Origin of the sequence: Acinetobacter sp. V2 (genome assembly GCF_001188385.1) — a bacterium.
Taxonomy (GTDB): Bacteria; Pseudomonadota; Gammaproteobacteria; order Pseudomonadales; family Moraxellaceae; genus Acinetobacter; species Acinetobacter oleivorans.
This window is the reverse complement of sequence record NZ_JZFB01000003.1, coordinates 180,264-189,815: the sequence shown is the minus strand read 5'-3', so window position 1 is coordinate 189,815 and position 9,552 is coordinate 180,264. Positions and strand designations below refer to the sequence as shown.

Sequence of the window (9,552 nt, the reverse complement as noted above, 5' to 3'; positions counted from 1 at the left end):
CCCACACCAATATCTCCCGCAGGAATATCAGTATTTGGTCCTAAATGGCGATAAAGCTCAATGATTAATGCCTGACAGAATCGCATAATTTCAGCATCAGATTTACCTTTAGGATCGAAATCTGAACCACCTTTTCCTCCACCCATTGGTAAGGTGGTAAGGGAGTTTTTAAAAGTCTGCTCAAAACCTAAAAATTTTAAAATTGATAGATTGACCGATGGGTGGAAACGCATTCCCCCTTTGAATGGACCAATTGCTGAATTGTATTGAACACGGAAAGCTCGGTTAACTTGAGTCTGACCTTGATCATCCATCCATGAAACACGAAATTGAATCACACGCTCAGGCTCAACTAAGCGTTCTAACAAACCCTGCTCTGCATATTCCGGATTTTTTTCAATAAAGGGCCACAAACTCGTCATTACTTCTTCGACAGCTTGTAAGAACTCAGGTTGATGCGGATCACGCGCTTGCACGTAATTCAGGAATTCATTCAGGTTGTTATATTTCAATGCACGGTCCTCAGCATAGTAATGAATTAAATTGGTGCAATACATTATTAAATGCATCATTTAGCAGCAAAATATTAAATCCCTTTCCATCAATTTTAACAATAGTTATTTTAAATTATTTTATTAACCTTAATTATCAAAAACTTATTTTCAGAAAAACTACTTAAAGATAAGAAATAGTCATTTAACTTTTCACTTTTATTGATCTATTATTGTGCAATATTAGCGACATTTTAGGTCAATTAAAAACCCGATAAATTCGTTAAAATCCATTGACCTTACTTAGGTTTTTCTTCATTATCGCATCGTTTTAACCAAGCTATTTGCCCACTATGAATTCATCTATTTCTCTCATACGCGAGATTGATGCGTTATTACCACAAACACAATGTGGTCTATGTGGACATCGTGATGGATGTCTACCCTACGCAAAGTCGATTGCTGAAGGTGAAGAAGCAAATAAATGTGTTCCAGGTGGACAACCTGTTGCTGATGCACTCGCAAACCTATTAAATCGCTCTCCATTAACTGCTGAAAGAAGCGTATGGCCTGTACAAACAGATGGCCGACCGCAGCGCATGAAAGCAATTATTCGTGAAGATGAATGTATTGGCTGCACCAAATGTATTAGTGCTTGTCCTGTAGATGCTATTATTGGCAGTGGTAAGCTCATGCATACCATCTTGACTGACTTATGTACAGGTTGTGAGTTATGCATTCCACCATGTCCCGTAGATTGCATTGATTTGGTTGAAGACACGCAAGCTTTACCAAATGAACAACAACGTACTGCAGAGCAAAATGATTTAAGACAACGTTATTACGCTCACATTCAGCGTGAAGAAAAGCGTCGCAGTCACCGTAAAGGGCCTGTGGTACGTGCTGAAATTGATACTCAACTGTTTGCGCAGTTTTCTCAGGCACTTGATGAATTACCTTCAATTGAACTCATTGAGAAACCTAAAGAGACTGTGCCAACTGATGCTAAAACTACAATTGAGTTAGCTAAAATTCGTACACAAATTAAGAAACTGGAAAAACAGCTAGGTGTACGTGAAGATGCTAAAAAACGTCTTCAACTCGAAGAACTACAACAGCAACTCATGCAATTACAGGAGGTCTGAATGGCTGTCAAAAATATGACGAAAAAGCAGATTCAAATTTTCTTTGAACGCCTTCGTGAACAACGGCCCTCTCCTCAAACCGAGTTAAAATACTCATCTTCTTTTGAGTTACTCATTGCAGTTATGTTGTCAGCTCAAGCGACCGACGTGAGTGTGAATAAAGCAACTGATAAACTTTACCCTGTGGCTAATACAGCCGAGAAAATCTATAACCTAGGCGTAGATGGGTTAAAGGAATATATTAAAACAATTGGCCTTTACAACGCTAAAGCCGAAAATGTCATTAAGACCTGTAAGATTTTAATGGAACAATTTAACGGCGAAGTTCCAAGTAACAGAAAAGACTTGGAAGCTTTACCGGGCGTCGGACGTAAAACCGCAAATGTTGTTTTAAATACAGCTTTTGGACAACCGACTATGGCTGTCGATACCCATATTTTCCGAGTGGGAAATCGAACTGGCTTAGCCGTAGGTAAAAATGTACTTGAAGTTGAGCACCGCTTAATTAAGGTCATTCCTAAAGAATTTATTTTAGATTCACATCACTGGCTCATATTGCATGGCCGCTATTGTTGTATCGCCCGTAAACCTAAATGTGCTGAATGTGTAGTTGCAGATGTTTGCAACTGGCCTGATCGCTTTGAATTTGGTGCACAAAAGCAAATTGCTATTAAAAATATTGAAGCTTAAAAATATGGTTGGGTATAGGTAATATACCCAGTCAATCTTACTTTAGACGTTTTTTCTCGTTACGCTCTTCTTTTGCTTGTTTTTGTACCTGTCTAAGCATTTTATAGCTCTGATAACTTAAAAATATGACGAGTGCCAGACTTAGCAATACCACCAAAATCAATATGATTTTCATATTGTTCTCCTGCACTGAATGAAAGAAAAGAGCCCTCACAAAGAGGGCTCTTTATCACAAACAATATTAAATTATTTGTCTAAGATGTTGAACAAATCTTTTTGTACATCTTCAATTGTACGCAAGCCATCAAGCTTGTCATAAGTCGGTGCGTTCTCACCAGATGCAGCACGGCTTTGATAGAATCCAACCAATTGCTCAGTTTCTGTATGATAAGAAGCTAAACGTTTACGGATTGTTTCTTCTTGGTCATCTGGACGTTGAACAAGATCTTCTCCAGTTTCATCATCTTTACCTTCCACTTTAGGTGGATTGTAAACTGTATGATAAACACGGCCAGAAGCTGGATGCTGACGACGACCAGAAAGACGTTGTACGATTTCTTCGTCAGGAACATCAATTTCAATTACGTGATCAATGTTAATCCCTTCTTTTTCCAAAGCTTCAGCTTGTGGAATAGTACGTGGGAAACCATCGAAAATGCAGCCATTTACACAATCAGGCTGAGCAATACGTTCTTTTACTAAACCGATAATAAGTTCATCTGAAACCAAGCCACCAGATTCCATTACACTTTTAGCTTTTAGACCTAATTCAGTACCTTCACGAATTGCAGCACGGAGCATATCACCGGTTGAAATTTGTGGGACATTGTAGCGCTTACAGATCAACTGAGCCTGAGTCCCTTTGCCTGCTCCAGGTGGTCCGAGTAAAATAATGCGCATAAAAAACATCCTCATTTAAAACAATGAATATGAAGTCCGGCAGAAAAAGTCTCGTTAATCTTCAATAGATCCTGCCCGACGTCGAATTATAAGAAAGCCACAAACAAATGTATTGTACCAGCAATAAATCCGGTTACCCCACCTAGTACAATAAGAATCCACTCATCCTCCTGAAATGCAGGACGTAACAAATTCTGAAACTCTTTTGGTGTCAGTTCGCGAATACGCTCTTTAAACATTTGAAAAATCTTCTGTGCCCGGCTTGCGTTCAGCGCTGGGTCACATACGGGTCCCATCGTAATTTCAATTGATCGATCAATCAAGTCCGTCTTTAATCTTGCGTACTCTCTTGGCCCTAAAGAAAGCTGTAAAGATGTACGAACTAACGGTGTTTCCATAATTTCGTTAATATGACGCTTCACAATGCGGCGGGTCTTATCTTTACGTGGTCCATACATCATTTCGGTCATAATCGATTTTAACGTAATTAAATCTTCTGTTACTACGCTTGAAAACACGTCAGAGACTTCCTCTTGACGCTTCATGAAAGCACCTTGGAAATTATAAGTCCCAATTCGAAGAACGGGTACAATCCAAGGGAACTTACGATCTTTTGTTAGTCTAAAAATCTGTGGGTAACGAATGTAATGTGGTTCAATCGGATTAAATACCATCCAGATCGCGATCCAGTTCGTTAAAAAGCCCCAAATTGAAGCCCAAAAAGGTACAGTCCAGTGCCAAGGTACGACAAACCAAACAATCATTTGGAAAATACCAAAGAACATTCCAATTAAAGCACTAATATGCCAAATAAAGTTGATTTCTTTTTGCCCAACTTTTAAGAACATACGTACCATTAAACGGCGGTCACCTTCCATCTGGCTCACTACCATTTCACGCATATTAACCAGTGACTCGACGTTCATGGTCAGCTCAGTCACTAATTCTCTTAACACGCCTGGTAATTGTTTATGCGCCTGTGCATAAATACGGCGTTTAATTGAATAAGGTAAATTTTCCCAAAGTACGGCATTACGATCGATCATGACTTCATCAATCAGATGTTCAAGTTCAAATCCAACCTGCTCACCTATAATGCGTGCCATATCTTCAGGGTCCATTGCCTCTAAAAATTCACGCAATGAACCTAACTTAGATAATGTATTGTCGGTAATAATACCCGAGATACGCCCAGCTTTACGTGGCACAATACCTTGCCAACCTACGGGTAATGGACCTAAATGGAATCCCCAAAATTTAATTGGGTAAAACACCATTTTCAAAGCCATCCAAACGTGTGCCCATGTAACAAAGGCAGTGACTGGAATGATACTCAAAACGGCCCAAAAATCAGGTCTGTGTAAAAAGGTCTGCCACAATCCGCTGACGTACTCTAACATGTAAGACTCTCGTATTTATTTGTGCTCTGCTTATGGCGAGTTAAAGATAAACTGCTTTGTTTTATAAACCAAAACTTAGAGAATAAGAAAATTGAATTTGTGGTTTAGTATCCGCAGCAACTGCCCCATTCTGGTCAGTTAGTTTTTCCGCCGCGCCAATACCCACACTAAAAGTACTAATTCTTTCTGAATTCAACAATACATAGGCTAAATCGACACCAGCGCCTAAACGGGACTTATAATCACCATCGACCTCTTTACTATCGAGATGCCCAGCATAAAAACCAATATAGTAACCATTTTTATCTGTGCCGGTAAGATAATACGGATATCGAAACCCGACTTGGCCACCAGCAGTTTTGTCACCATTCAAAAATGCGCCAACTTTGGCATAGGCAATCCCATAAGGATTTACCCATTCGCCGTTTAAATGTAATAGTTTTTGTGTAAAACCGGCACCCACATTCCACGTAGATGCAGTATGTCCTGTTAATTTTGCTTCTGGAAGAAACGAATAGTCTTGAGCATGAGCCCAACTACTTACCGTCAGAACTGCAAGTAAGGGATAAATTTTTCTCATTATTTTCTCCATTTTCCCTAATCGTATGGTGAGAACAACCCTATTCTATTGAATGAGAGACTTTAACAGAATTATTTTGCTTCTTATATACAAGTATCTACAATTTTGTTGTCTACAAAGTCAAAACGTATCTTATCGAAATGCACGGAAACTTTGAAAATTATGCAATATTTTAAGCGCTCTTGCGTTAGAATAAGCAGCTATTTTTCCACCCTATGTCATTAAGTCGATCCTTATGAAGCAGCACTTTCCTTTAAAAGATATCCAGCAAGAAAAGCGCATTTATCGAGGACGAATCTTTTTTGCCGTAGGCCTTGTTATCGTTTGCTTATTAGTGCTGATTAGCCGATACGCTTATCTGCAAATTTTTCACTACGACGAGTTTTCTACAGCATCTGATAAAAACCGAATTCGCTTACAGCCACTTCCACCTGCTCGTGGTTATATCTATGATCGAAATGGTGTATTACTAGCAGATAATTATCCTGTTTTTACAGCAACTTTAAGTAAAACCGATGTAGAAGATGCTGACCATGTTGTTGAGCAGTTACAACCTATTTTAGATCTCACACAAGAAGATATTGATCGTTTCAAAAGTCGTATAAAAACTGCTCGAAAAACTGAACGTGTCGCAATTAAACTTAATCTAACTGAAGCCAATATTGCCAAGTTTAGTGAAGCTAAATATAAATTTCCCGGCGTAAGAATCGAAACACAGATGACCCGTTACTATCCACACGGTGAATTATTTGCTCATGTGATTGGTTATGTAGGGCGCATTAACGATAAAGAATTAAAAAGTATTGATAAAGATTTATATGCTGGAACCAACCTGATTGGAAAGATTGGCGTTGAGAAAAGCTATGAAGATTTGCTACACGGAACACCAGGTTACGAATCTGTTGAAGCAGATGCTCACAGTAACATATTACGCCATTTAGGCCGTAAAGATCCTACTCGCGGCAATGACCTCTATTTATCTTTAGATTATGGTTTACAGGTTGTTGCATCTCAACAGCTCGCAGGCCGTCGTGGTGCCATTGTTGCTATCGACCCTCGTACGGGTGAAATTCTGGCTTTAGTATCTAGTCCAAGCTTCAACCCTAATTTATTTGTGACGGGTATTAACCATAAAGATTATAGTTCTTTACGTGATAATTTAGATCAACCGCTTTATAACCGTGCGGTACAAGGTGCATACCCTCCAGGTTCTACCATTAAACCAATGGAAGCGATGGGCGGCTTACACTACGGTATTGTAAACTGGTCAACAGCCATTTCTGATCCAGGCTATTTCCACTTACCAGGCGATTCGCATAAGTTCCGCGACTGGAAAAAAACCGGTCATGGTATCGTAAACATGCATAAAGCCATCATTATGTCATGTGACACCTATTTTTATATTCTTGCCCACCAAATGGGTATTGATCAAATGAACCAATGGATGCGTCAATTTGGGTTCGGTCAAAAAACAGGTGTCGACCTACCAAGTGAAAGTGAAGGTCTTTACCCAAATCCTGAATGGAAAATGCGTACTCGCAAAGCCAAATGGATGAAAGGTGAAACGATTTCGGTGAGTATTGGTCAAGGTGCATTTACAGCGACACCTTTACAACTTGCTATGGCGACTGCAATTACAGCCAATCATGGTTCTCATGTCACCCCTCATGTTTTACGTGCAACGCATGGTGCAAAACCATTTACTGTACGTAATGCACCTGATGGCAAAATCAACTTCAACGGAACAGATGAAGACTGGATTCAAATGCGCGATGCCATGATTGATGTAATTCAATCAGGTACTGGTCGAGGCATTCGTACACCTCTCTATCAAATTGCAGGAAAGACAGGAACTGCGCAGGTTAAAAGTATTGCTCAGGGTAAACGCTACAATGAAGCAGCCCTAAGCGAACGCCAACTTGACCATGGTTTATTCGTTGGATTTGCACCTGCTGATAAGCCAGAAATTGCGATTGCCGTGATTTGGGAAAATGGTCGTCATGGTGGTTCTGCTGCTCAACTTGCAAGACCTATTTTTGATTACTGGTTATTAACTCGTAAGAAAAACCCAGTTCGACCAGCAAACCATCAAGTCAATGGTGGACTAATGACCGCTGGAATTAAGCCAGGTGAGCTATCAAGCGGCGGCGATGTTGCTAGCTCTACTCCAGCAGCATCAGCTACTTCAACTGCACCTACAGCCTCAACACCACAGGCTACACCAGCTCGCCCTGCAACCAATGAGGTCGATGAATAATGAAGAATCAATTACGCATTATTAGTGGCGATTGGAAAAGACGAGTACTTCCCTTCGCTAGCATTGAGGGCTTACGCCCAACTCCAGACAGAGTACGCGAAACTCTGTTTAACTGGCTCATGTGGGATATTCAAAATGCGCATGTACTTGATATTTGCACAGGCTCTGGCGCATTAGGTTTTGAAGCGTTGTCGCGTGGTGCTGCGTCAGTTTATATGATTGAACCAGACAAAACTCAGGCACGTTTTTTAAAAGATAATGTTGAGCTATTAAAAGCCAAAAACTGTCATTTAATCAATGCGACTGCTCAGCAAGCTTTACCCCGTTTAAAAGAACAGTTTGATGTTGTGTTTTTAGACCCTCCTTATAGTCTAGATTTATGGCAAGAGCTTTCGAACTTGGCAGAACCGCATATTAAAAAGAATGGGTATATTTATGTTGAAGCTGATCGAGATTTATCTCAGCTTCTCCTCCCTTCAACATGGCAACAAGTTAAAACAACGAAAGCTGGTACCGTTCACGCAGGGCTTTATCAAAAAGTAGCTGAATAAAAAAGGCAGCCTAAAGCTACCTTTTAATTTCGAAATGATGACTAACTTAATCCAATCACTGCAACAACTGCTGCACAGGCGCCAACAATTTTTTTGCCATATGGCACATATCGTGTAAGTGCAGCACCCAATGCTAAGCCACCACAATAAATTAAAGCCATAGCTGAAACTATACCCATTACTAATGCAACAACATGGCCTGAGTGTGCTAATTCAACACCATGCGCTATGCCATGAAAACTCGCAAGTAATGCCGCGGCGATAGGTAAAATCCGATTTGATTTTGTCCATAGTGCAATTGCTGTAACGACTAAAGAAGCAACAATTCCATATTCAGCAACATTTACAGGGACTAAGCCTTGAGCACCGATTAAAAAGCCAATAATGAGGGTTACACTTAAAGTTATGACACCTGCAATTTTCCATTGCTTAGCTGCCGACCAGAGTAGAACACCAAAAGCCAAAGCCATGATTAAATGATCTAAGCCAGTAAATGGATGAATAAAACCCGCTATAAAACCAGAATGTTCATGGTCATGTCCTGGGTGTGCTATTGCAAGTGCCGGCAATAATGCAAGGAGCCCTATGCCCCATTTTTTAATGAAGTTCATAATCTCTCCTTAAGCTTTAAACAGCCCTTGCTTCTCGATAAATTGAATGATTTCTTCAAGACCATCTTGGGTTTTCATATTTGAAAATAAGAATGGCTTTTCTCCGCGCATGCGTTTCGCATCTTGATCCATCACATCAAGATTTGCGCCGACCATTGGTGCAAGGTCTGTTTTATTAATAATCAGTAAATCTGATTTGGTAATACCCGGCCCGCCTTTACGAGGGATTTTTTCTCCGCCTGCGACATCAATCACATATAGAGTTAAATCAGAAAGCTCCGGACTAAATGTTGCAGCCAAATTATCACCACCACTTTCAATAATAATAAGCTCCAAGCCTTCAAACTTTTCACACAAATCATCAATTGCAGCCAAGTTAATTGAAGCATCTTCACGAATTGCTGTATGAGGGCAACCACCTGTTTCTACACCCACAATACGATCTGGCGACATCGCTTCGTTACGGGTTAAAAAGTTTGAATCTTCTTTGGTGTAAATATCATTTGTCACCACAGCCATGTTGTATTTATTACGTAAGGCTAAACATAAATTAAGTGTAAGCGCAGTTTTACCAGAACCTACCGGTCCGCCAATTCCAACTCGTAATGGACTACGTTCTGTCATGATTTTTATCCTTCTTTCCTAAACTTAAGATCTGAATAACCGTGAATATTGTGTTTCGTGTTTCATGCTCAGCATTGCATAACGGGGTAAAGCACTACTCAATTGCTCATCAGCAAGTTGTAAGGCTTTTTCCACAGCTTGGGGCACTAAACCATGTAAGTGCCATAAAATTCTTTGTCCAGCCATTTGCCCTAAAGGTACAGTTTTTACCGCAGCCAGAACCTGATTTTCTAAAACGGTAAAGGTATAAGCTGTGAGCACGTCAATGTCGGCAAGCCCAAGTCGACCACAGAGCTGTGCATA

General features: G+C 40.1%; 12 protein-coding genes. 4 read left to right on the top strand and 8 right to left on the bottom strand.

Going from position 1 to position 9,552, the window contains the following annotated elements; translation table 11 throughout:
* On the bottom strand, nt 1–572 hold a 572-nt coding region (locus UC75_RS21420; protein ID WP_322842899.1), incomplete at its 3' end, for a Glu/Leu/Phe/Val dehydrogenase dimerization domain-containing protein.
* Between the two features lie 272 nt (nt 573–844).
* Here UC75_RS21420 and UC75_RS11800 point away from each other — a divergent pair.
* On the top strand, nt 845–1,636 hold the full coding sequence (locus UC75_RS11800) for an RnfABCDGE type electron transport complex subunit B (RefSeq protein ID WP_049837699.1): 792 nt from the start codon (nt 845–847) through the stop codon (nt 1,634–1,636).
* Nucleotides 1,637–2,326 carry an endonuclease III gene (nth, locus tag UC75_RS11795; protein WP_005048343.1) on the top strand — a complete coding sequence of 230 codons (690 nt, stop codon included), beginning with the start codon at nt 1,637–1,639 and terminating at the stop codon, nt 2,324–2,326.
* Nucleotides 2,327–2,363: 37 nt separating this feature from the next.
* On the opposite strand, the gene UC75_RS22555 is transcribed toward nth, so the two are convergent.
* From UC75_RS22555 to UC75_RS11780, 4 genes are all read right to left on the bottom strand, one after another.
* Nucleotides 2,364–2,501 (bottom strand): hypothetical protein, encoded by a 138-nt coding sequence (locus tag UC75_RS22555; RefSeq protein ID WP_004793939.1) that lies wholly within the window; start codon nt 2,499–2,501, stop codon nt 2,364–2,366.
* 71 nt (nt 2,502–2,572) lie between these two features.
* Nucleotides 2,573–3,226: an adenylate kinase gene (adk, locus tag UC75_RS11790; protein ID WP_005303386.1), complete on the bottom strand. Its 654-nt coding sequence runs from the start codon at nt 3,224–3,226 to the stop codon at nt 2,573–2,575.
* 86 nt (nt 3,227–3,312) lie between these two features.
* Nucleotides 3,313–4,626 (bottom strand): membrane protein, encoded by a 1,314-nt coding sequence (locus tag UC75_RS11785; protein WP_004793941.1) that lies wholly within the window; start codon nt 4,624–4,626, stop codon nt 3,313–3,315.
* Between the two features lie 61 nt (nt 4,627–4,687).
* On the bottom strand, nt 4,688–5,206 hold the full coding sequence (locus tag UC75_RS11780) for a hypothetical protein (RefSeq protein ID WP_005303385.1): 519 nt from the start codon (nt 5,204–5,206) through the stop codon (nt 4,688–4,690).
* Between the two features lie 235 nt (nt 5,207–5,441).
* On the opposite strand from UC75_RS11780, the gene mrdA reads away from it, so the two are divergent.
* Together mrdA and rsmD are read left to right on the top strand one after the other, a co-directional pair.
* Nucleotides 5,442–7,463, top strand: coding sequence for a penicillin-binding protein 2 (mrdA, locus tag UC75_RS11775; protein ID WP_049837698.1), 2,022 nt, complete (start codon nt 5,442–5,444; stop codon nt 7,461–7,463).
* Nucleotides 7,463–8,014, top strand: a complete 552-nt coding sequence (rsmD, locus tag UC75_RS11770; RefSeq protein ID WP_049837697.1) for a 16S rRNA (guanine(966)-N(2))-methyltransferase RsmD — start codon at nt 7,463–7,465, stop codon at nt 8,012–8,014. Before mrdA ends, rsmD begins: the two co-directional genes overlap by 1 nt.
* A gap of 41 nt (nt 8,015–8,055) precedes the next feature.
* On the opposite strand, the gene UC75_RS11765 is transcribed toward rsmD, so the two are convergent.
* From UC75_RS11765 to UC75_RS11755, 3 genes are all read right to left on the bottom strand, one after another.
* Complete coding sequence (locus UC75_RS11765; protein ID WP_049837696.1) at nt 8,056–8,625, bottom strand: HupE/UreJ family protein; 570 nt, start codon at nt 8,623–8,625, stop codon at nt 8,056–8,058.
* A 9-nt stretch (nt 8,626–8,634) separates the two neighbouring features.
* Nucleotides 8,635–9,249, bottom strand: a complete 615-nt coding sequence (ureG, locus tag UC75_RS11760; RefSeq protein WP_002117800.1) for an urease accessory protein UreG — start codon at nt 9,247–9,249, stop codon at nt 8,635–8,637.
* A 24-nt stretch (nt 9,250–9,273) separates the two neighbouring features.
* A partial coding sequence (locus tag UC75_RS11755; RefSeq protein ID WP_322842898.1) for an urease accessory protein UreF occupies nt 9,274–9,552 on the bottom strand: 279 nt, incomplete at its 5' end.

Bases quoted from the DNA above. Each gene is read 5' to 3' on its own strand.
- UC75_RS11800 (WP_049837699.1), top strand. From the start codon at position 845: ATGAATTCATCTATTTCTCTCATACGCGAGATTGATGCGTTATTACCA.
- nth (WP_005048343.1), top strand. From the start codon at position 1,637: ATGGCTGTCAAAAATATGACGAAAAAGCAGATTCAAATTTTCTTTGAA.
- UC75_RS22555 (WP_004793939.1), bottom strand. From the start codon at position 2,501: ATGAAAATCATATTGATTTTGGTGGTATTGCTAAGTCTGGCACTCGTC.
- adk (WP_005303386.1), bottom strand. From the start codon at position 3,226: ATGCGCATTATTTTACTCGGACCACCTGGAGCAGGCAAAGGGACTCAG.
- UC75_RS11785 (WP_004793941.1), bottom strand. From the start codon at position 4,626: ATGTTAGAGTACGTCAGCGGATTGTGGCAGACCTTTTTACACAGACCT.
- UC75_RS11780 (WP_005303385.1), bottom strand. From the start codon at position 5,206: ATGAGAAAAATTTATCCCTTACTTGCAGTTCTGACGGTAAGTAGTTGG.
- mrdA (WP_049837698.1), top strand. From the start codon at position 5,442: ATGAAGCAGCACTTTCCTTTAAAAGATATCCAGCAAGAAAAGCGCATT.
- rsmD (WP_049837697.1), top strand. From the start codon at position 7,463: ATGAAGAATCAATTACGCATTATTAGTGGCGATTGGAAAAGACGAGTA.
- UC75_RS11765 (WP_049837696.1), bottom strand. From the start codon at position 8,625: ATGAACTTCATTAAAAAATGGGGCATAGGGCTCCTTGCATTATTGCCG.
- ureG (WP_002117800.1), bottom strand. From the start codon at position 9,249: ATGACAGAACGTAGTCCATTACGAGTTGGAATTGGCGGACCGGTAGGT.